Raw genomic sequence first — 23,136 nt, 5'->3', positions numbered from 1 at the left:
ATGATCTTGATTCTTGCTTCTGACATCGATACCGACGACGCGCCATACCAAGAGCTGATCGCCCGGCTCAACCAGTTGACGGATGTCAATTGGCGGATTCATCGCGAAGCCGGCACCCAGCAGGTGCTCACCGAAATCTACCTGATCGGAGAAACCGCGCGACTCGACACCCAGGAGATGCTGGCGCTGCCATGCGTGGAACGGGTCGTGCGGGTATCGGAGCCCTATCGGGTTCTGGGACGCCACCGGGATGAACATCGCCGGGCAGACTTCGAATACAACGGTGTGCGTTTCGGGCAGGACAACCTGCATGTGTTCGCGGGCCTGTGCGCCGTTGACACTCCCGAGCACGTCGAGCAAATGATGCGCGCGCTCAAGGACAACGGTCAGGTCTGTACCCGGATGGGTGCCTACAAGCCGCGGACCAACCCCTACTCGTTTCAGGGTCACGGCGCAAAATGCCTGCCCTGGGTGTTTGAGCTGGCGGGCAAATACGGCATTCGGGTGATCGCTATGGAGATCACCCACGAGGCCCACGTGGACGAAATTCACACCGCCCTGGAACAGACCGGGCGGCCCACCGGGGTGATGCTGCAAATCGGTACTCGCAATACGCAGAACTTCGAGCTACTCAAAACCACCGGTCGCCAGCAGGAATTCCCGGTTCTGATCAAACGCGGCTTCGGAATTACGCTGGACGAATCGCTGAACGCCGCCGAATATTTGGCCAGCGAGGGCAATCGGCGGGTGATTTTCTGCCTGCGCGGCATGAAAACCAACATGGGAGACCCCCACCGCAACTTGGTGGATTTCGCCCATATCCCCGTGGTGAAACGCCTCACGCGGATGCCGGTGTGCATTGACCCATCCCATTCCGTGGGTATTCGCCAAGAAGCCCCGGATCGCATCATGGACCTGGTTCATGCAACCGCCCAGGGGGTGGTTGCCGGCGCCAACATGGTGCTGGTGGACTTCCACCCCGACCCACCAACCGCTTTGGTGGACGGCGCGCAGGCCCTGCGACTGGAGGAACTGCCGCTGTTCCTGGAAGACGTCAAGATCGCCCGCGAGGCCTACGAGAAACGCCGAGCACTTTGGCAACCGGAAAACTCAGCCTAATAGCACCGACGAGAACCCATTCATCGCATGGCGAATCTAAAGCATCCCGAACTCCCCGGAAGCGCCGGAGAGGAAGCGATCTGGTCAGGGCTGCGCGGCAGTGCCGCTTCTCTGGCCCTGGCTCGCGCCGCCTCCCAGCACGAGGGCGTACTCTGCGTCATCACCGCCGATGCCCGTACGGCGGAAATGGTCGAGACCGAACTCAAGTTCTACGCCAGCGAACACCCCTTTCCCGTGCTCAGGCTGCCGGATCCGGAAACACTGCCGTTTGATATTTTCTCGCCGCACCCGGACATCATCTCCGAGCGGCTGGAGACGCTCTATCACTTGCCCCAACTTCGGCAGGGCATTCTGGTGGTCGCCATCGGTACACTGATGCAGTACGTACCGCCGTGCGAGTACGTCACCGGTTACAGCTTGGTGGTGGATGTCGGCGAGCGAATCGACCGGGACGCGCTAGCCCGGCAGCTCGAGGCGGCCGGCTACACGCACAACTCGCAAGTCGTCGAACACGGTGATTTCGCCATTCGCGGCTCGTTGCTGGATGTCTTCCCCATGGGCGCCATGCAACCCTATCGAATCGACCTGTTCGATGAAGAAGTGGAATCCATCCGAGCCTTCAATCCGGAAACTCAAATCTCCGAGGATCCCGTAAACCGCGTTCGGGTGCTGCCAGCCCGCGAATTCCCGTTGGAAGAAGCGGCCATCAAACAGTTCCGCCAACGGTATCGCGCCCGCTTCGAAGGCAACCCACAAAACAGCTTGGTTTATCGGGATGTGAGTGCCGGCCTCGCGCCGGGCGGTATCGAATTCTACCTACCCCTGTTTTTTGAGCAGACCGCGAGTGTGTTCGACTACCTGCCCGAGCACACCACCCTGGTCTTGGATCCCGATATCGAAGGCATTTTGGACGCCAACTGGCAGCAAATCACCGAACGCTACGAGCAGCGTCGCCACAATGTCGAACGGCCCATTTTGCGTCCGGATGAAGTCTTTCTGGACGGCGCATATTTTCGCCAGCGCACAGAACGCCTGCCGCGCGTCCGTCTGGCTCTGGATTCGCCGACGCACGAACACACGTCGTTCGATTCAGAAGACCCGCCGTCTTTACTGTTGAATCCTCGGGCCTCTGCGCCGGCCAGGGAGCTGGCCGACTTCATCGACACCTACCCGGGCCGCGTGCTGCTCGCGGCGGAGTCGGCCGGGCGCCGGGAAGCCCTCTTGGATACCCTGGCCGAACACCGACTGAAACCGAAGCGCTACGGGGACTGGGCGGCCTTCCTGCAAGACGACCAACCCCTCGGCATCACCATCGCGCCGCTGGAGCGCGGCCTGCTTCTTGCCGACACCTCTATCATCACCGAGCCGCAGCTTTTCGGCGAGCGTGTCCGTCAGCGCCGGCGCGCGAAAGCAGCCCGCGACCCCGCCAGCATCATCCGCAACCTGACCGATCTCAGCGTCGGCAGCCCGGTGGTGCACGAGGACCACGGCGTGGGGCGATATCTCGGATTACAGAAACTCACGGTAGGCGGCAACGAAGCGGAGTTTCTCGCCCTGGAATATGCCAGTGGCGACAAGCTTTACGTGCCGGTATCGGCTCTGCATCTGATCAGCCGCTACACCGGCACCGACCCCGAACACGCCCCCCTGCATCGCCTGGGCAGCGAGCAATGGGAACGGGCGCGACGCAAAGCGGCACAAAAGGCCTACGACGTCGCTGCCGAGCTACTGGAGGTACAAGCGCGCCGAGCCGCCAACCGCCGGGACCCCATCACCCTGGATGCCGAAGCCTACCGCAGCTTCGCGGCCCAGTTTCCGTTTGAAGAAACGCCCGATCAGCTGCAAACCATTGAAGCGGTCATCCAGGATCTGACCTCGCCCAACCCCATGGATCGGGTGGTCTGTGGCGATGTGGGCTTCGGCAAAACAGAGGTGGCGATGCGTGCCGCCTTCGTGGCCGCCCATGCCGGTCGACAAGCGGCCGTGCTCGTGCCCACTACGCTGTTGGCCCAACAACATCACCAAAACTTTCGAGACCGCTTCGCCGACTGGCCGATTCGAGTGGATGTCCTATCCCGCATGCACGGAAGCAAACAACAAAAAGCCGTGATGGAAGGACTTGCTTCCGGTCAGGTGGACGTCGTCATCGCCACACACAAGTTGTTAGGCAGCGATATTCGTTTCCACAACCTGGGCTTGGTGGTCATCGACGAAGAACACCGGTTCGGCGTGCGGCACAAGGAGAAACTGAAAAATCTCCGGGCCGAGGTGGATATACTCACCCTCACAGCAACCCCGATTCCCCGAACCCTGAACATGAGCATGGCGGGATTACGCGACTTGTCCATTATCGCCACGCCGCCGGTCGAACGGGCGGCGGTGCGCACCTTCGTCAGCGAATGGGACGATGCCCTGATCGTGGAAGCCTGCCAGCGCGAGATCAAACGCGGCGGGCAAGTGTTTTTTCTGCACAACGAAGTGCAAACCATCGAACGCATGGCGCACCGCATCGAGGAGTTGGTCCCCCAAGGGCGGGTACTGGTGGCCCACGGCCAAATGCCCGAGCGCGCGCTGGAACAAACCATGCTCGATTTCTACCATCGCCGGGCGAACATTCTGGTGTGTTCCACGATCATCGAGAGCGGTATCGATATTCCCACCGCCAACACGATCATCATCAACCGGGCCGACCGGCTGGGACTGGCCCAGCTCCACCAGCTCCGCGGGCGCGTGGGGCGCTCTCATCACCGGGCTTATGCTTATCTGCTAGCCCCGCCGCGCGAAGCCATCACCCCCGATGCCGCCAAACGCCTGGAAGCGATCGAATCGCTGGGCGAATTGGGCAGCGGATTTACGCTCGCCACCAACGATTTGGAAATTCGCGGCGCCGGCGAACTGCTGGGCGCAGAACAAAGCGGCCATATTCAAGAGGTGGGATTCTCGCTGTATCAGGATCTGCTGGATCGGGCGGTCAAAGCCCTGAAACGGGGAGATCTACCCGACTTGACGAAGGGTCCGCAACATGGCGCGGAGGTGGATCTGGGTATTCCCGCCTTGTTGCCCGACACATTCGTGCCAGACGTAGACATGCGCCTGATCCTATACAAGCGTATCGCCAACGCCGAGGACGAGAATGGCCTGCGTGAGCTGCAAGTGGAACTCATTGACCGCTTCGGCCTGCTGCCCGAACCCACCCGACATTTATTCGAAGTCACCCAAGCCAAGTTACGCGCGAACACACTCGGCATTCGCAAACTGGATGCCGGGCCGAAAGGGATACGGATACAGTTCCAACCGCAACCCGCCGTGGCGCCGGAAATCATCATCGATCTGATTCAAAAACAACCGGATCGTTTCCGCCTGGAAGGACAAGATACCTTGCGTTGCCTTATTCCTTCCGAAACCCCGGCCGAGCGGGTGGAGCGGGTGGACCAAGTCCTGAAGGGCCTGGAAACCGGGACCATGCCGGTCATCGAAACCGAATCGACCACAGCCGACTGAGAGGACCGATCCATGGCATGGTTTACCCAAGCACGGCAAGCCAATACGATGAAGATGAGTCGATATTGGGCCCACGTCTTCGCTGTCACGCTGATGGGCATGGCGCCGTGGATGAGCGCGTTCGGGCAGAACTACCAAGTCGAGTTGGTGATCTTCGAAAACCTGGACAGAACCGGCTTGCAGGATGAGTATTGGCCGGCGCCCATGCTGGATCGTGCCAACTGGGGCGCCGCGATCACCCCAGCGTCAGAGCAAACGGGGCGAGGGGCCTTTTCGCTTTTGCCTTCCAGCCAACACAAACTCACCCGCTATGCGGACTCCATCGCCCGGGGAAAAGCCTACCGACCCGTGATGCACTTGGCCTGGGTTCAACCCGGCCTCGGCGAAAGCCAAGCCCGAGCCGTACGGATCAGCGATGGCCGTCCCATCAACCTCCCCACCAACGCTTCGATCTTCGTCGCCGGTGATACCCTGGCCACCGATGCACCGGCCACCTATCGCTTGGACGGAACCGTGACCGTGTACGTGAACCGCTTCATCCATGTTCAGACCCAGCTTGCCCTCACCGAACCGGCCCCGACAAGCGGCACACCCGAAAATCCGCTGAGCGACACCCCCCGCTGGCGAGAGTATGCCCTGGTGGAAACGCGCCGACTGCGAACCGGCGAAATACACTATCTGGATAACCCCCGCTTCGGGATACTCGTCCGCGTAGACCCCCTGCGGTGACCCTAAGTTGAAGCCAGGCAGTTGAAACGGCTGGCCTGCCCTACCCCAGCCGCGCTTTCACGTTTTCCCGGAGCGACTGTATGGTGGCGAAGAATCCGGCTTGGTTGCGCTCGCAGCTCCACCACTCCGCCCGATCTAGCCGAGCCACCATTTGCGGTAAGCGCCGCTTTGTTTAGCACGAATACCGCCTCACCTTATAACGTCATTGCGAAGAACAGTTGGAACCGAACGCCAACATTGGTAGATGATATGCCTCTCGCCTGATAGTTTATCCATCGTGAGAAAAACGAGAAGATGAGATGGACTTGTACGACAGAGAATATGTGTCAGCGGTAATTAACTACTTTTGGGGGGAAGGTCTGACAAGCCCTCATACAGTCAATGAAACCGCAGCCTTGGTGGCATATGAAGCGCTTGAACAAGCGAATATTTGCTCAGACCCAATGGACTTACTTCCCCGTCCGAGGTACAGCGTGGTGAATGCGAAGTACGTTCTGAAGGAGCTTAGAAAAATCGGCAAGAGAGTACTTTCCGGTGACACGGCGATTTACCAAAGTTGCAAGGCTGCCATCAGCGCAAAACATAAAACAGAAATCTCGATGGCATTGATGGGGATTTAGAATGGGCAGGCTCCTCGCTTCCGTAATTTTCGTTTTTTTACTTGTTTACGTATTCAATGTATTCGGCGCTAAGTATTTTGATCTCAAATACTCCGGTTTAGCCTTTGTTTTGCCAAGCGATTTTCGGGTCATTGGCGACCTAGGCGGACAAGAGAATATTTTGATATTTCGATACAGCGAACAGAAAGGCAAAAATTATGTCGCATTCACTGACATGAGCAACGATAAATCCCTGGATTACGGATGCCATGTCAACGAATTTTTCAATATACTATTCTCACCCATTGAAAACTCAAGCTGCAACGAGAAAACGCTTCGGATCATGTCCGAAACATTCGTTAGCGGCGCTCAGACCAATGTTTGGAAATCAGATAATTACATATTCAACTATTCCGAAACCGAAGAAAAAACATTCCTTTTCATCAGCGGAAAAGACGGCAAGCTGGTAAAAATAGACTCCGATTTTCTCGACGACGGCGCATATAAGCAAATAACAAAAAATTTGAACTAACCAGAACCCCGAACATCCGAGATAACAGCAACTCAGCATGTGGTTCGCTTGGGTAGCGCGAGGCCAGGCAGTTGAAACGGCTGGCCTGCCCTACCCCAGCCGCGCTTTCACGTTTTCCCGGAGCGACTGTATGGTGGCGAAGAAAACAGGAATCAGCGGCGTCCCCACGAGTAGAACGGTCAACATACCCCACATCACCGTGTGCCCCAGCGAAAGCTGACTGAACATACCGGCGCCAGAAGCCAACACCAATGGCACGATTCCGAGAATGAAAGACAACGCCGTCATACACACGGCCCGGAAGCGGAGTCGTGCCGCCGTGGAGGCGGCTTCCACGATACTCAATCCGCCCTGTTCACGTCGCTCACGGGCAAATTCCACAATGAGAATGGCGTTCTTTGCAGCCAATCCAATCAGCAGCACCAGCCCCACCTGAGCAAACAAATCGAGCACGCCTAACTGCGGAATCCCAATCAATCCCACGGCCAACAGACCCCCGATTGCGCCAGCAACGGCAATGGGCGCGACCAGAATGATGGCCAGTGGCATCGACCAACTTTCATACTGTGCCACCAAAAATAGGTAGATAAACACGAGGGCGAGTGCAAAGGCGATGATGGCCTGATTACCGGCCTTGGCCTCTTGGTAGCTCATGCCAGTCCACTCGACCTGGTAACCCATTGGCAAGGTTTCTCGGGCGATGCGCTCCAACTCTTTCATGGCATCCCCAGTGGCCACTCCAGCTGCCGGACTGGCGCGCAAAATAGCCGAGCGGAACAGATTGTAGCGGGTTCCCACGTCCGCCCCGAGAACCGGCTCGACAGTCACCAAAGTAGACAGGGGTACCATGCTGCCGTTGCTGGAACGTACGTAGAGTTGGTCGATGTCCCGCAGATCGGAACGAAACGCAGGGTCGGCTTGCATCATCACACGAAAGGTCTGACCGAACAGTGAAAAGTCATTGAGGTAGGACGACCCCAACTGACTTCCCAAAGTGGAGAACACATTGCTGAGCGGCACTTGAAGCGTCTTGGCCTTAACGCGATCGACGTTCACGAAATACTGCGGCACATTGGCGCGAAAGGTTGTAAACGCATCGTTGAGCAGTGGCGACTGGTTGGCAGCCGCGGCCAATGTTTGAATTACCCCGGCCAATTCTTCGTGACTTCGTCCTTGGGTATCCTCCACCACCAATTCCAATCCACCCACCACACCCATGCCGGGAATCGAAGGTGGGGGAAACGCCTGTATCAGTGCTTCCGGAATTTCGCGATAGGCAATGTTGTTGATACGTGCGGCCACCGCGAAAGCAAGGTCGCTAAAGCTTTCGCGATCATCCCAGTGATTCAATACGATAAAGCCCGTCCCACCGTTACTTTGAGCAGCACCGGCGAGGATGGAATAACCGGATAAGAAGGTTGCCGACTCCACCGCCGGGTCCTGTTCGACAATTCCTTGCACCTTTGCCATCACTTGCTGGGTGCGGGTAATGGATGCCGCGTCGGGCAGTTGCACGTTGACCATCAGCACGCCTTTATCTTCCACCGGCACAAAGCCGGTAGGAATCGCACGGGTTTCCAACAACAAACCTGCCATCACCACGACAAAGACAATACCCGCCAGAGAACGGCGGACAAGCAGCGTGCCTACCAGCCTGGAATAGCCGTTCGTGACGCGGCTAAAACCCGCATTGAAACGCCTGAACCAGCCAGCCTCTTTGTCACTGCGGCGCAGCACCAAACTCGCCACGGCCGGACTGAGACTGAGCGCGCATACCGACGAGAGCACCACCGCGACGCAGATCGTGACGGCGAACTGGTTGTACATCACTCCGGTGATTCCCGGAAGCATGGCAACTGGAACGAAAACCGCCAGCAATACCAAGGTTGTGGCAATAATCGGCCCGCTGACTTCTTCCATCGTTCTGACCACAGCTTCTTTGGTGGTAATGGCCGGGTCATCGCGCATATGGCGATCGGTATTTTCCACCACCAGGATGGCGTCATCGACAACGACACCAATCGCCAAAATCAGCCCGAATAGGGTCACGGTGTTCACGGTCATTCCGGTCAAGAGCATGACGCTGAACGTGCCGATGAGCGACACCGGAATGGCAATGGAAGGGACCAGCGTAGGACGCCAGTCTCCCAGGAAGATAAACGTGATCAGAATGACCAAACCGACCGCCTGCATCAGCGAGGTGGTGACTTGGCTTATCGAGACCTCCACATAGCGGGTGGTGTCATAACCGATTTCATATTCCAGACCAGCCGGAAATGTTTGGGCCAATTCGGCAAGATGCTGCTTGACCGCATCTCCGGTTTTGAGTGCATTGGCTCCCGGCAGCAGATAGATTGCCATCACCGTGGCCGGCCGGTTTTTGTAACTACCGGACACTTTGTAGTCCAGCTGCCCCAGTTCCACGCGGGCCACATCGTTCAGCGTCACCACTGCGCCGCCTTCGGAAACGCGGAGAATAATGTTCTCGAATTCCTCGGTCGATTGAAGCCGACCTCTTAGCTGGAGCGTGTATTCGGTGCTGAGATTGCCATCGTACGGCGGCGCGCCGATCTTTCCCGCCGGGGCCTGGATATTCTGCTCCTTCAACGCACCGGCAATGTCATCGACCGTGATGCCCAAAGCCGTCATCCGCGGTGGATCGAGCCATAACCGCATCGAGTAATCGGCGGTACTGAACACTACGGCGTCCGAAACCCCTTGGATCCGCTTGAGTCGATTTTGAATATTGATCAGGCTGTAGTTGGCGATGAAAAGCTCATCGAGACTGCCATCGGGGGAATAGAGACTTACGGTGAACAGGATATCCGGGGAGATTTTATCGATGGTCAGGCCCTGGGCCCGGACTTCGACGGGCAGCGAAGGTTCCGCCAGTTTGACCCGGTTCTGAACGCGCACCAACGCCATATCGGGATCATCGCCCACGCCGAACGTAATGGTCAGGTTATAGCTGCCGTCGTTGGCGGAATTGGAGGACATGTACTCCATGCCTTCCACTCCATTCACCACATCCTCGATGACCTGCCCGACGGTTTCTTCCATCACTGCGGCGGAGGCACCTGGCCAGCGTGCTTGCACCTTAACCTGAGGCGGGGCAATCTCCGGGTACTCGGAGACCGGCAGGATCCGTAAAGAAATCAAACCGCTGATTGCAATAACCAACGCAACAACGATGGCAAATTTTGGGCGTTCAATGAACGTTCTGCTAATCATCGATCGGGCCCTCGGCGTCAGACTGCGCCGCTGCGGCCGGTTGATACATTGAGGCCACCACCTTCATTCCGGGCCGGGCCTTCTGAACCCCGCGGACGATCACCCGCGTAGCCACGTTTAAACCGGAGGTGATCAGCACATTTTCACCGATACGTTCTCCGGACGAGACGTTAAGACGAGTGACCATATCATTGTCGTCGACAGCCAACACGTAGGTACCCCGCTGATCGACTTGTAACGCTGCCTGCGGGATCATCAAACCCTGCAAAGGCTCCTTAAGACGCACAACCGCTTGGACGTACATACCGGGCCGCAGCAGATCATCCGGGTTCGGCAAACGGGCGCTGACCTCCATTGTTCCGGTGGTTGCATCCACCCGATTGGAAAAATAACTAATGGTCCCGGTGTACGGGTACTCGGAGCCGTCGGGCATGATCACACTCACCACGATATCTTCCGCCGTTGGAACGGAATCTCCGCGTGCCGCAAGGAGCAACTTCTCAGGGAGTTGGAACACAACTTCCATATCGTCTTGTCCCACCAGGGTGGTCAGGACACCGTACTGCGGGCTCACGACATCGCCAATCGACGGGTTCGCTCGACCCACTTGCCCGTCTTGTGGCGCAAAAATCCGCGTGTAGTCCAGATCGACCTGGGCGCTTTCCAAGGCGGCCTCGGCTGCCTTTGTGGCTGCTTTCGATTCCAGCATGCGTGCTTCGAGATTGTCGTATTCGGCTTGGGAAATGTACTTATCCTTAACCAAGGCCCTGCCCCGTTCATAGTTGTTGATGGCGCTTTTTTGATTGGCTTTCGCCTTGGACAACTCGGCACGCGCACGGGAAAGCGCAGCCTCATAGGGCGCCCGATCAATCTCGAACATCAAATGCCCCTTGGCGATCTGATCCCCTTCCTTGAAATGAATCGCCAACAACTTGCCAGACACCTGAGCGGTAATATTCACATCGCTCCGCGACTTGATCCGGGCACTGAACTTCTGCTGTGGTCGGTAGGGTTGCTCGTTTGCGAGGACGACAAAGACTTCCGGGTCTTGCTTCGGAGGCGCCTCATTGTCGCTGCAGGCCGTGACCAAGACCGTCAGCGCCGCCAGCGTGATAGGCAGAAATCGGTTCCGCATGTCGTCTCTCCCTTCTAATCTGTGCAGCAGTAGCTTTAGCACAACTCCTGGCATGATTCGGCCTAACGCCGCGTATTGCAATCTCGCTTCCGCCGTAAGTCACCCGACCACCGCTTTTCTATCGTGGCTCTCCCATCGGTAAAACACGGAGCAAGATACTCTCGACGCTCCGGACAAGCTTGCTTATGATGGAAACTCTCGCGACGGCCTGCGGCCCCTTAACGATGGGCGGTGGAATACAGACGCCACGCCGCATGTCCGTCACGAGCTTCTTGCGAGGCTTGAACAACTCGTAGCCCAGATTCTGCAAGCTTTTTAGAGGTCAGCGGTCAAACGCCACGATCAGCTACGATCTTTCCTCGTCGACGCGATGCGGCAACGGTTCGCGGTCAGGATCGAAATACGCAATTTTCGGAAATCCGGGATTTACCACCCGGGTTCGCGCAACACAACGGCATTAACATACTGAGCCTCTGCGCCTTGCCGGGACGCGATTGCCCTTGCGGGCTTCACAACCGAATCACGCGCAACCCGGCGCGTGTAGAGCTTCCTGATGGTCACTCGAGTTTATGAGGAGCCGGATGTGGAAATATTACCTGGGGAGCCTTATCCACTCGGGGCAACCTGGGATGGATCCGGCACCAACTTCGCGCTTTTCTCTGAGAATGCAACACGGGTCGAACTCTGCCTGTTTGAAGGCAAACACGAGAGTCGCGTGGACCTGCCCGAGGTCACCGACCACTGCTGGCACGGTTATCTTCCGCAAGTGGGGCCGGGCCAACGCTATGGTTATCGGGTCCATGGTCCCTATGAGCCCTTGGCCGGCCACCGTTTCAATCCGACCAAACTGCTCCTCGATCCCTACGCCAAATCGCTGGATGGGGATGTACAGTGGACCGATGAGTTGTTCGGCTACCAAATCGGCGATGAAGATGCCGATCTGAGTTACGACGAACGCGACAGCGCCCCGTTTATGCCGAAGTGCGTCGTGGTCGACACCAAATTCGATTGGGACGACGACAAACCCTTACGAATCCCCTGGCACGAAACGCTGATTTACGAAGTTCACACCAAGGGATTCACCGAGCTGCACCCACGGATCCCCCGGGAACTGCGCGGCACTTACGCGGGACTCGCGTCGGAACCCGCCATCCAGCACCTGCGGAATCTGGGTATCACGGCGGTTGAATTGCTGCCGGTTCATCAATTCGTTCCGGAACGGCACCTGGTCGAGCGGAACCTGACCAACTATTGGGGCTACAACTCCGTCGGTTTCTTTGCCCCCCACGCGGGATACGCACTAAGCGACCGCCCTGGCGATCAGGTCGCCGAGTTCAAGAGCATGGTCAAAGCGCTGCACGGCGCAGGAATCGAAGTCATTCTGGATGTGGTTTACAACCATACGGCCGAGGGGAACGAACTGGGCCCCACACTGAGCTTTCGGGGCATCGACAACGCAGCGTACTACCGCTTGGTGGGGAATGAGCCCCGTTATTACATGGACTACACGGGCTGCGGCAACACCCTCAACATGATGCACCCACGTGCCCTGCAAGTGATCATGGACAGCCTGCGCTACTGGCTGCTGGAGATGCACGTGGACGGCTTCCGCTTCGACTTAGCGGCCGCCCTGGCCCGGGAACTGCACGATGTCGACCGCTTAGGCGCGTTTTTCGACATCATCGGCCAGGACCCGGTCATCTCCCGGGCCAAGCTCATTGCCGAGCCTTGGGACGTGGGCGAAGGGGGTTACCAGGTGGGCAACTTCCCACCCGGCTGGGCCGAGTGGAACGGCAAATATCGCGATTGCGTCCGGGACTATTGGCGGGGCGAAAACCAAACCCTGGGAGAGTTCGCCTCCCGACTCACCGGCAGCTCCGACCTCTATGAGCAATCCGGCCGACGACCTCATGCCAGCATCAACTTCGTCACCGCACACGACGGCTTTACCTTGCGTGACTTGGTTTCGTACAACCACAAGCACAATGAGGCAAACGGCGAAAACAATCGGGACGGCGAAAGCCACAACCGCTCCTGGAACTGCGGCGAGGAAGGTCCCAGCGACGACCCCGAAGTTAACCAGCTCCGGGCCCGCCAGCAACGCAACTTCCTGGCCACGCTCATCCTCTCGCAAGGCGTTCCCATGTTGCTGGCCGGCGATGAAATGGGCCGTACCCAGCACGGCAACAACAACGGCTACTGCCAGGACAGCGAAATCTCTTGGCTTGATTGGGAGTCGCGGGATGAAGATCTCCTCGAGTTCACGCGAGGTTTGATTCAACTCAGCCGCAGACATCCGGTGTTCCGGCGTCGTGAATGGTTTCAGGGGCGCCCCATTCACGGCGACAGCGTGCACGACATCACCTGGTTCACCCCCGATGGCGATGAAATGTCGGAACGTGACTGGGGCGACGACGATGCGAAATCGCTGATGGTGTTTCTCTACGGTGGTGCGCTGGGTGCCGGTTCGGATGGCCACCCCGTCGTGGACAGCAGCTTTCTGCTGCTGTTCAACGCGCACTACGAGGCAATGACATTCACCCTACCCACCGCCGCCTGGGGCCGCCGCTGGACCAGCGTTGTCGACACGACCGAAGCCGTTCTGCGGGAGGGTGATACTTATCAACCCACATCCGAGGTTGAGCTCGCGGCGCGATCGCTCATGGTGCTGCGCTCCGACCAAACCGGTAAGCGGAAACAAGACGTACCCCTGGCCACCTACCGGGTTCAACTTCACCCGGATTTCGACTTCACCGCCGCGGCAAACATCACGGATTATTTGGCCGAACTGGGCATCAGTCACCTCTACTGCTCGCCCTATCTCCAGGCGGCGCCGGGTAGCACCCACGGCTACGATGTCGTGGACCCGACTCGGGCCAACGCGGAACTTGGCGGCGCCGTGGGACACGCGGACTTGTGCAAGGCCTTGAGCGCGAACGGCATGGGGCAAGTCTTGGATGTTGTGCCCAACCACATGGCCATCACCCCGGAAAATCCGTGGTGGTGGGACGTGCTGGAAAATGGACCTTCCAGCCGTTACGCCGTCTATTTCGATGTCGATTGGGCACCCTCGGAAAAACAACAGGAAGAAAAAATCCTGCTGCCGGTGTTGGGCGATCACTACGGCCGGGTTTTGGAAGCGGGCGAATTCCAACTGGAGCGCCAAGACGGCACGTTCAAACTCCGCTACCACGAACACAGTTTTCCTATTGCGCCAGCCTCTCTGCATCGGATTCTACAACCCGCGGCGGAACGCTGTGGCTCCAACTTGCTCGCGTTCCTGGCGGACACGCTGGCGTGGCTGCCGGTGCTGGGCGCCGGCACCGGGGATTCCGACCGGCGACACCGGGATAAGGAAGTCGTTAAGGAACAACTCGCTCGCTTGCTACGAGAATCGGACACGGTCGCGGCTGCGGTGGATGCCGTTGTCGCCGAAACCAACACCGATGCCGATGCTCTCGATGCGCTGATCGAAAGCCAACACTACCGCCTGGCCTTATGGCGCACAGCCGGCTATGAGCTGGGATATCGACGCTTTTTCGATGTAAACACCCTCATCGGCCTGCGGGTGGAGAACGAGCGGGTGTTCAAAGACACCCACGCGCGGTTACTGCAATGGGTTGCAGCGGGTGAAGTTGACGGCTTGCGAATCGATCATCCCGATGGTTTGCGGGATCCGGCCGGGTATTTTCAGCGGCTGCGCAATGCCGCACCTCAAACATGGATCGTCGCCGAGAAGATCCTCGAGCTGGGCGAGACCCTGCGGGACGACTGGCCCATTGACGGCACCACCGGTTATGGCTTCCTCAATCAGGTAGGCGGCTTGTTCGTCAATGGCTCCGGCGAGGGGGCCATGACCACGATCTACGCCGATTTCACCGGCGAAGACACCGACTATGCCTCCCTGGTACGCGACAAAAAGCACCAAGTGCTTCACGAGCTCCTGGGCAGTGATGTCAACCGCCTGACGGTGCTTTTGCAAACCATTTGCGAGCACCATCGCCGCCACCGCGATTACACCCGCGAACAGTTATTCGAAGCCATCAAGGAAGTCGTCGCCTGCTTCCCGGTCTATCGCACCTACGTGCAGGCCACTGATGGCGTGGTAAAGAACGAAGACGCACGCTACATCAACGCCGCCATCGAACGGGCAAAACAGGAAGCACCGCAGATCGACACAGAGCTGCTCGATTTCCTGCGCGATCTCTTAGTGCTTCACCACGGCGGCGAATTGGAAAGCGAGTTCGCCATGCGCTTTCAACAGCTCACCAGCCCGGCCATGGCGAAAGGCGCCGAGGATACAGCGTTCTATTGCTATAACCGGCTGATCGCTTTGAACGAGGTGGGCGGCGCACCGGAGCATTTTGGCGTCACCCCCGAGGCTTTTCACCGCTGGGCCGCCGATGCCCAACATCATTGGCCACGTGCCCTGCTGACCACCTCGACCCACGACACCAAACGCAGCGAGGACGTTCGGGCTCGCCTGGCGTTGCTTTCGGAGATGCCCTCGCGATGGAAAAAAGCGGTCCGGCAATGGTCCACCCTGGCCAAGCACCACCGTCGGGAGGGTTTTTCCGATCGCAATATGGAGTATTTGCTGTATCAAACCCTGGTGGGTGCATGGCCCATCGAGCGGGACCGCTTGGTGGCCTACATGGAAAAAGCTGCCCGCGAGGCGAAAACCCACACCTCGTGGCTCCGCATCGACGAGCCATACGAAGCGGCCCTCACGGATTTCATCGACTCGCTGCTGACGGACGAGGCGTTCGTCAGCGACCTGGAGAATTTCGTGACACCTTTGGTGGAGCCCGGGCGGGTGAACTCATTGGCCCAGACCCTCATCAAGCTCACCGCCCCCGGTGTGCCCGATATCTACCAGGGCAACGAGTCGTGGGACTTGAGCCTGGTGGACCCGGACAATCGGCGGCCGGTGGACTACAAAGAGCGGCGACAGCTGCTTCACGGCTTGTCGAAGGCCACGCCGGAGTCGATCCTGGCGGCCAGCGACCAGGGCCTGCCCAAGCTTTGGGTTATCCGCCAGGGGCTCGGCCTGCGCCGGCAACACCCGGAGGCCTTCGGCAGCGACTACCGCCCGCTCGCCGCCCGCGGCCGCCGAGCCGACCACGTGGTGGCATTCACTCGCGGTGAGGACAGGGTGATCACGGTGGTACCCCGCCTGGTGTTGACCCTGAAGAACGATTGGAAAAACACCCAACTGGATCTTCCCGCCGGCGAATGGCGCAACGAGCTGACCGGAGAGACCATTGACGGCGGCGGCGTCGGCATGCCGGACCTGTTGAAGCGCTTCCCGGTGGCCTTGCTCTCCCGACAGGAGCCCACATCATGAATACATTTCGCGTCTGGGCACCGGCGGCCCAACGGGTGGAGCTGGCCCTGGGCGAGCGCCGCATCGCGATGCAGGCTCAAGCCGGCGGCTGGTGGTCGGTGGCGGTCCCTGAGGCCACCGGGGATACAGACTATGCCTTCGCGGTTGATGGCGGAAAGCCGCTGCCGGATCCGCGCTCGCCTTCGCAACCGAAAGGCATTCACGGCCCCTCCCGGCGGGTGGATCACGATACCTTTGCCTGGACCGACCAGCGCTGGTGTGCCGGACCTTTATCTGCGGCGGTGATTTATGAGTTGCACGTGGGAACCTTCACCGCGGCGGGCACCTTCGAGGCGATCATCCCCCGGCTGGATCACCTCGCCGAACTGGGCATCACCCACGTCGAGTTGATGCCGGTGGCGGAGTTTTCCGGAACGCGGGGCTGGGGATACGACGGCGTCGATTTGTTCGCCCCCCATCGCATCTACGGCGGCCCGGAGGGCTTGAAGCGTCTGGTGGATGCCTGCCATGCCCGGGGTTTGGCGGTGATGCTCGATGTGGTCTACAACCATCTCGGTCCCACGGGGAACTACCTCGCCCGGTTCGGACCGTATTTCACCGACCGCTACGCCACCCCGTGGGGTGAGGCGGTGAACTTCGACGGACCCGGCAGCGATGAGGTTCGCCGGTTTTTCTGCGACAACGCGCTGATGTGGCTGCGCGACTACCATTTCGACGGACTGCGCATCGATGCCGTGCACGCCATCGTCGATACCTCCGCCACGCACTTTCTCGAACAACTTGCGGCGGAGGTCAAAGCGCTGGAAGCCGAACTGGGACGACACCTCACCGTAATTGCCGAGAGCGATCTGAACGATCCCCGCATCGTTCGGCGAACGGAGGTGGGTGGCTATGGACTCGATGCCCAGTGGAATGAAGACTTCCATCATGCCCTGCATGCGGTGCTCGCGGGGGAAACCAGCGGCTACTATGCCGATTTCGGGCACCTGGCCGACCTCGCCCGGGTACTAGAGCGTAATCTGGTCTATGACGGGCGCTACTCGGTCTACCGGGACCGCCGCCACGGTCGCCCCGCCGGGGATCTGCCCGGCCCCCGATTTGTGGCGTGTCTGCAAAACCACGATCAGGTCGGCAACCGCGCCAAGGGCGAGCGTATGTCCCATCTGGTCGACCCGAAGCGGCTGAAAATCGGAGCGGCGATCGTGTTGCTCTCGCCGTTTGTGCCCATGCTGTTTCAGGGCGAGGAGTGGGCCGCCACTTCACCCTTTCTCTACTTCACCGATCACCAGGAGCCGGATCTGGCCGAGAGCGTCCGAAATGGGCGGCGTGAAGAATTCGCCGCCTTCGGCTGGAATCCGGAAGACATACCGGATCCGCAAGCACTACAGACCTTTGAGCGCTCCAAGCTCGATTGGCACGAGCTGGCAGCGGCAACACAGGCGGATATGTTGGGCTGGCATCGCCGCCTGATCGAACTGCGTCGGCAGGTCTCCGGCTTAAGCGATTGGCGCTGCGCGCCCGTTCGAACGCGCTTCGCGGAAGATAAGCAATGGCTGGTTTTCTCTCGTGGGCCGGTGACCGTGGTCTGCAATTTCGGCGAAGACGTCCGACAAATCCCCCTGGGGCCAAACGACTATCGGGTACTCATCGCCAGTGACCCCGAAAGCGAACTTGGCGCCTCACAGGTCGCAATTCCTGGCGAGAGCGTCATCATCCTGCAAGCCGACAACGCCACCCGAGAATCCTCGGAATAACAGCGAGTACGCGAGTGGCATGCGCCGGCGAAGCGGACGCACTGCAGCCAAAACGAATCGTTCGCAGGAAACCGAAACATCACTCACCGAGATGCGATAGACAACCCGGTGTGGGCACGTTAAAACAGTACTGAACCGCCACAATCTCCAGCCGCCCCCCAAGCAACCCCGGGAGACCGCGAGCATGGCCGAGCCCCACTACACCCCCGTTTTGGACTGCGACCGCCTAATCCCCGAGCACGCCCGCATCGCTATGCCCCTTGAACAGCAGCATTATCTGTGCGGCGGGGAAATCAAACACTGGTCCGGCCCGCGGGAGGATGTTTTCTCTCCTCTGTGTGAAGAATCCGATGGCACCGTTCGACGCTGCCGCATCGGCAGTTATCCCTTGTTGCCGGAAGACGTCGCGTTGGAAGTGCTCGATGTGGCCGCAAAAGCCTACGATCACGGGCGCGGGGTGTGGCCCACGCTCTCGGTGGGCGAGCGAATCGCCCATGTCCAAGGCTTTGCCCGACAAATGGAAACGCGGCGCGAAGATGTGGTGCGCCTGCTGATGTGGGAAATCGGCAAAACACGCCCGGATGCCGAAAAAGAATTCGACCGCACCGTCCAATACATCATCGCCACCATCGACGCATTGAAAGATTTGGATCGTGTGGGCTCACGCTTTGTCATCGAACAAAGCATCGCAGCGCAGATTCGCCGGGCGCCGCTGGGTGTCGTGCTCTGTATGGGACCGTACAACTACCCGCTCAATGAGACCTTCACCACCCTCATTCCGGCCTTGATCATGGGTAATGTGGTCATCTTCAAGCCACCCAAACTGGGGGTACTGCTCCACGAGCCCCTTCTGGACGCCTTTCGGGACGCCTTTCCGCCCGGTGTCATCAATACTGTTTATGGCGAGGGTCAGGAAGTGGTCGGCCCGTTAATGAAATCCGGCCGCATTGATGTCTTGGCCTTTATCGGCAGCAGCCGCGTGGCCGATCTGCTTAAACATCAACATCCCAAGCCCCATCGGCTCCGCTGCGTGCTGGGTTTGGAAGCCAAAAATGCGGCAATCGTCCTGCCTGACGCCGATTTGAGTGAAACCGTCGATGAATGCGTTCTGGGCAGCCTGAACTTCAACGGACAGCGCTGCACCGCGTTGAAAATCCTCTTTGTTCACGCCGATATCGTCGACGACTTTATCCATGGGTTTGTCGCAGCCGTCGAAAGGCTCAAGGCCGGTATGCCTTGGGAGGCGGGCGTGCAACTCACCGCCCTGCCGGAACCGAACAAAACCCAATACCTCAAAGAGCTCATCAACGATGCTCTGGCTCAGGGTGGGCGGCTGATAAACCCTACGGGCGGCACAGTCCGGCACACGTTTATGACACCCGCCGTGATCTATCCCGTCCGGCCCGGCATGCGCCTGTATACGGAGGAACAGTTCGGGCCGGTGGTACCCATCGTGCCCTTCACCGATCTGGAGACTCCACTGGATTACCTCACCCAGTCCAACTACGGCCAACAGGTGAGCCTGTTCAGCCACAATCCGGAGCAACTCGCCCAGCTGATCGACCCGCTGGTGAATCAGGTGTGCCGAGTCAACATCAACAGTCAATGCCAACGAGGCCCCGATAGTTTCCCGTTCACCGGGCGGAAAGACTCGGCAGAGGGCACCCTCTCGGTATCCGATGCCTTGCGGGTTTTCAGCATCCGCACCCTGGTCGCCGCCAAGCAAACCGAAGCCAACCGCGAACTGATTCAATCCATCGTGACGGAGCGAAAATCCCGCTTTCTGGCCACCGACTTCATTCTGTGATCTCGGCAGGTTGCCTGTCGGTGAACGTAAACCCACAGCAGCAATGCCGTGGTCTTGGCGGGTCGTCTCAACAACGATGCCGGTCTGGCGAGCTCGATGAGGTGATCCTCCAAACCCTCACCGGCCCGAATATCCCCAAGGGTCATCCCGTTCTCCCATCTTTTTTCGGTTATTGTTCCAATCCAGGTAAATAACCCAACGCGGTGCATAATTAAGGGTCGTCCGGGTGAAGAACTTGCCTTAGATACCTATAGAAACGGATGCCAAGTGCGAGCCGATCAGAGGGCAAGGATGAGTCTCTATCTCACGGTGATTTTGCTATCTTTCATGTCGGTTTTCACCACCGCGGCCGGGGTAATGCTTGCGCTTCGGTTCCGCGAAAGCCCAGCAGGGGTTGCCGTAGGGATTGGCTTTTCCGCCGGCATCATGCTGCTCGTTTCTTGTCTGGAGTTGATACCGGAATCCGTGGCCCAAACGGGTGTCATTTGCGCCTTGAGCGTGGCCACAGCAGGCGGTCTGGTTCTTTATGCACTGCATCTTGTGATCCCCCACACCCACCTGATCGACGAAGCCACCGGCCTCGGCGCGGGGGCGCTGAAATCAGCCTATCTCGTGGTTTTTGGCCTTATTCTTCACGATTTCCCCGAAGGGTTCGCGATGGCGAACTCCTACGTTGCCTCCCCGTCCCTTGGTATTCTCGTGGCGATCGCAATCGCGCTCCACAATCTTCCTGAGGAGTTCGCCATGGCCGTGCCGGCTGTTTTACTGAGAAGGAAGGTCTTCCTGTACAGCTCGGCCCTGCTTTCCGCCCTGGCAGAGCCGCTCGGGGCGATCGTCGGCCTTGTGGCAGTCGACTTTCTTCCCGGACTCAATCCGTTATTTATAGCTTTTGCGGCTGGCGCCATGATCTTCGTCTCCATCCATGAGCTGGCGCCCTTGGCACGGAGATATGGCAACCTGTCACTGTTCGTCGTCGGAGTGGCTCTCAGTGGGTTGGTTTATCTCACGCTGAATGCGATTATCTGACAGCTGCAATATCAAATCTGAGGTACGGGCGCACAGGCCTTTCGCCCCCCCAACCCGGAGGAAGCATGGATGAGCGAACCAATCGATTACGAGAAGGCGCTGCTCGACCCGGCGTCGGTCTTTGAAACCCCTGAGGACGTTTTGGAGCAACTCTCGCTAACCCAAGAACAGAAGATTGAGATCCTACGCCGTTGGGAATATGCGGCGAGCGAGATTGCGGTGGCCGAAGAAGAGGGAATGGTTGATGGCAAGCCCTTGATCGTGCGACAGGTTCTACTGGCGCTAGACAGCCTCACCGGTGGCATCGACGTCGAACACACATCGCCTACCAAACAAAATGGCGTGTAACGTCACCGCTCCGGCTACGCCACATCGCCGCTATGCGGCCCGAATCGGGCAGCGAGTTGTTTCGCGACCTCTGCGATAACGCCCTGGTATTCCGCATAGCGAACCCTCCTTTTGTCTAACGCTGACGTAAACCCGGAACCCAAGTGGGCGGCGGCCACGATGTCGACCGATTTATCCGCCAAGAGGTCAGCCACATGGACACCGACCGCGTGATCGAAGTCCTGGAATGGATTTTGAATTACTTCACGCAGTGTCGCTGTCTCGTCGAACACGAGATAGCACACCGCGCGGGCACCTCGACGGCCGATCTCTCCGTCGCTGTCCGGCCCTGGGGCGGCAATCGCGATCCTCATCTTCACCTCCCCTCCGTTTGTTCTGCATCATCGATACCGGCAAGTGTTTGCATGAGTAATCCGCTTGCCACCGAGAACACGACGATGCCAACTGAGAGCGCAACGGTATAACCCAAACCGAAGTAATGCACCATCAGTGGCAGCAGCGGTAGTTTCAGCGACCGGCTGTAAAGGAAAGTGGCTATGAGAGCGCCACTCATCCCCTTTGCCTTCAGATCCCCCAAAAGCGGATACCAGGCATACAGTGGCCCCACGGAAAGAACCCCGAAAATAATCGTAAACGCCCAGCCACCAAACCCGCCGGCTCTACCTAAGTGCTGAGCTAACCAAGCTGGCTGGAGAAACAATCCGGCGAAAAACAGCAAAACGAAGACAAGCGCCAGAATCGGCAAGACCCGCAGAGCCATCGTTTGGAACAACGCCCCAGCCTCGGCAACCACAGCAGGATTGAATAGGCTCACGAGACCGTAGATCCCGCCCACTGCAAGCAGGAAAAGCCAACCTCCTAGGAATTTCGCTATGCCTTTGGATGGTTGGAACACACCGAACATCGCCTAAGGCAAGGCCAAGAGCAACGTCGCGATCACGTGGGCCATCACGATCGCCAAAACGAAGCTGATGGCGTTACGCCACAGCGCAAAACGCAGGCCCAAGATCGCCGCCTCCGCAGGAAGATGCACTAGCCCGACGGTCACCCAACTCACGATCAGGGCGGTCACCGTGGCGAGACTCACACCGCTTGCACTGAGTTCTCCCGCCAGGACATAGCTCGTGACCGGATGTCCAGCAGCCGCGCTCCCCACCAGGGCGCCGAACACAGGGCCGAAAATGCCCTGCATCGGAACAACGTTAGATAACCACTCCGGCGATAGCGCCGTGGTTACGAAACTCGCCAGGGCCAGCACTCCCAGCACGATGGGAATCGTCCTGAAGAACGTCATTCCTGTTTGCCTCGCGGCCTGCATGGCTTTGGATGTCCGCTTCATTGCCCCTGCCGATTCCTCTTTTTCCACACCAGTTAGCATCTGCTCGCCCGGACAACGACAAACGCGCCATCGCCACGGCCCGGTCGCAGCGCTTCGATTTCGGTGATTTGCTCCGGAGAATGGAACAAGGTCTGCACCCAGCAGAGGTCATGGAACCCCACTTCGCCCAACAATCGCTCCACCTCAGCGCTGCCGTAAAATGTGGCATCCTTAAAAAAAACCTCGTGTGCACGCCGAGCAAGGTAGTCTCGCCCAGTCGGTGAGTCATGGTCGAGGAACGCAATCACCAACACGCCGCCGGGCTTGAGAACACGGTGGATTTCCGTCAGGCCGGCTACGACATCATCCAAAAAGCTAAGAACGACAACCATCAGCGCGGAATCGAACATCTCATCGGCAAAAGGCAAAGCCTCGGCGATGCCCTGGACGACACTGATCCGCCGCTGTAGGGCCTGGGACAACATGGACGCTGCGGGGTCCAAACCGACTTGAATGCCCAACGGCGCGGCAAAGCGGCCAGTTCCCACGCCGATCTCGAGACCCAAGCCCTCCGGCGGCAAAGTGTTTTTATTTATGATATAACTAACTTTGCAGCACCTTTTCTAATAGCTTCAAATACAGTAGATGCAGCTTTCCATGACATTTATGTTGATGGCGATATGGCCTTTA

The 23,136-nt window shown here is 58.7% G+C and carries 16 protein-coding genes; 10 read left to right on the top strand and 6 right to left on the bottom strand.

What is annotated here, in order from left to right; all coding sequences use genetic code 11:
• The 5 genes from SVU69_11690 to SVU69_11670 all read left to right on the top strand — a co-directional run bounded on the left by SVU69_11690 (nt 1) and on the right by SVU69_11670 (nt 6,480).
• The gene (locus SVU69_11690) at nt 1–1,119 is read left to right on the top strand and encodes a 3-deoxy-7-phosphoheptulonate synthase (GenBank protein MDY6943657.1); all 1,119 of its coding nucleotides are present in this window, start codon (nt 1–3) and stop codon (nt 1,117–1,119) included.
• A gap of 27 nt (nt 1,120–1,146) precedes the next feature.
• The gene (gene mfd / locus SVU69_11685; protein ID MDY6943656.1) at nt 1,147–4,620 is read left to right on the top strand and encodes a transcription-repair coupling factor; all 3,474 of its coding nucleotides are present in this window, start codon (nt 1,147–1,149) and stop codon (nt 4,618–4,620) included.
• A gap of 12 nt (nt 4,621–4,632) precedes the next feature.
• The gene (locus SVU69_11680) at nt 4,633–5,349 is read left to right on the top strand and encodes a CsiV family protein (GenBank protein MDY6943655.1); all 717 of its coding nucleotides are present in this window, start codon (nt 4,633–4,635) and stop codon (nt 5,347–5,349) included.
• A gap of 299 nt (nt 5,350–5,648) precedes the next feature.
• On the top strand, nt 5,649–5,969 hold the full coding sequence (locus tag SVU69_11675; protein MDY6943654.1) for a hypothetical protein: 321 nt from the start codon (nt 5,649–5,651) through the stop codon (nt 5,967–5,969).
• A gap of 1 nt (nt 5,970) precedes the next feature.
• Complete coding sequence (locus SVU69_11670; GenBank protein ID MDY6943653.1) at nt 5,971–6,480, top strand: hypothetical protein; 510 nt, start codon at nt 5,971–5,973, stop codon at nt 6,478–6,480.
• Between the two features lie 90 nt (nt 6,481–6,570).
• Here the strand turns inward: SVU69_11670 and SVU69_11665 are convergent, their stop codons facing one another.
• The gene (locus SVU69_11665; GenBank protein ID MDY6943652.1) at nt 6,571–9,711 is read right to left on the bottom strand and encodes a multidrug efflux RND transporter permease subunit; all 3,141 of its coding nucleotides are present in this window, start codon (nt 9,709–9,711) and stop codon (nt 6,571–6,573) included.
• Nucleotides 9,704–10,846 (bottom strand): efflux RND transporter periplasmic adaptor subunit, encoded by a 1,143-nt coding sequence (locus SVU69_11660; protein ID MDY6943651.1) that lies wholly within the window; start codon nt 10,844–10,846, stop codon nt 9,704–9,706. The genes SVU69_11665 and SVU69_11660 overlap by 8 nt, the downstream gene beginning before the upstream one ends.
• Nucleotides 10,847–11,399: 553 nt before the next feature.
• Here SVU69_11660 and glgX point away from each other — a divergent pair.
• The 5 genes from glgX to SVU69_11635 all read left to right on the top strand — a co-directional run bounded on the left by glgX (nt 11,400) and on the right by SVU69_11635 (nt 21,128).
• Nucleotides 11,400–16,193: a glycogen debranching protein GlgX gene (gene glgX / locus SVU69_11655; GenBank protein ID MDY6943650.1), complete on the top strand. Its 4,794-nt coding sequence runs from the start codon at nt 11,400–11,402 to the stop codon at nt 16,191–16,193.
• On the top strand, nt 16,190–17,947 hold the full coding sequence (gene treZ, locus SVU69_11650) for a malto-oligosyltrehalose trehalohydrolase (protein ID MDY6943649.1): 1,758 nt from the start codon (nt 16,190–16,192) through the stop codon (nt 17,945–17,947). Before glgX ends, treZ begins: the two co-directional genes overlap by 4 nt.
• Before the next feature lie 184 nt (nt 17,948–18,131).
• Nucleotides 18,132–19,754 carry an NADP-dependent glyceraldehyde-3-phosphate dehydrogenase gene (locus SVU69_11645; GenBank protein ID MDY6943648.1) on the top strand — a complete coding sequence of 541 codons (1,623 nt, stop codon included), beginning with the start codon at nt 18,132–18,134 and terminating at the stop codon, nt 19,752–19,754.
• Nucleotides 19,755–20,045: 291 nt separating this feature from the next.
• Nucleotides 20,046–20,780 (top strand): ZIP family metal transporter, encoded by a 735-nt coding sequence (locus tag SVU69_11640; protein MDY6943647.1) that lies wholly within the window; start codon nt 20,046–20,048, stop codon nt 20,778–20,780.
• A gap of 69 nt (nt 20,781–20,849) precedes the next feature.
• On the top strand, nt 20,850–21,128 hold the full coding sequence (locus SVU69_11635; GenBank protein MDY6943646.1) for a hypothetical protein: 279 nt from the start codon (nt 20,850–20,852) through the stop codon (nt 21,126–21,128).
• Nucleotides 21,129–21,142: 14 nt separating this feature from the next.
• On the opposite strand, the gene SVU69_11630 is transcribed toward SVU69_11635, so the two are convergent.
• Genes SVU69_11630 through SVU69_11615 form a run of 4 tightly spaced genes read right to left on the bottom strand, consistent with a single transcriptional unit; the run spans nt 21,143 to nt 23,012 of the window.
• On the bottom strand, nt 21,143–21,481 hold the full coding sequence (locus tag SVU69_11630; protein MDY6943645.1) for a NifB/NifX family molybdenum-iron cluster-binding protein: 339 nt from the start codon (nt 21,479–21,481) through the stop codon (nt 21,143–21,145).
• Between the two features lie 2 nt (nt 21,482–21,483).
• Entirely contained in the window at nt 21,484–22,023 is a 540-nt protein-coding gene (locus SVU69_11625; protein MDY6943644.1) for a permease, read from the bottom strand.
• A gap of 12 nt (nt 22,024–22,035) precedes the next feature.
• Complete coding sequence (locus tag SVU69_11620) at nt 22,036–22,467, bottom strand: hypothetical protein (GenBank protein MDY6943643.1); 432 nt, start codon at nt 22,465–22,467, stop codon at nt 22,036–22,038.
• Between the two features lie 32 nt (nt 22,468–22,499).
• Nucleotides 22,500–23,012, bottom strand: coding sequence for a class I SAM-dependent methyltransferase (locus SVU69_11615; protein ID MDY6943642.1), 513 nt, complete (start codon nt 23,010–23,012; stop codon nt 22,500–22,502).
• Nucleotides 23,013–23,136: the final 124 nt, after the last annotated feature.

Source organism: Pseudomonadota bacterium (assembly GCA_034189865.1).
In the GTDB taxonomy this organism is placed as follows: domain Bacteria; phylum Pseudomonadota; class Gammaproteobacteria; order UBA5335; family UBA5335; genus JAXHTV01.
The sequence above is the reverse complement of the archived record's forward strand: the minus strand, read 5'-3'. Positions and strand labels throughout refer to the sequence as shown.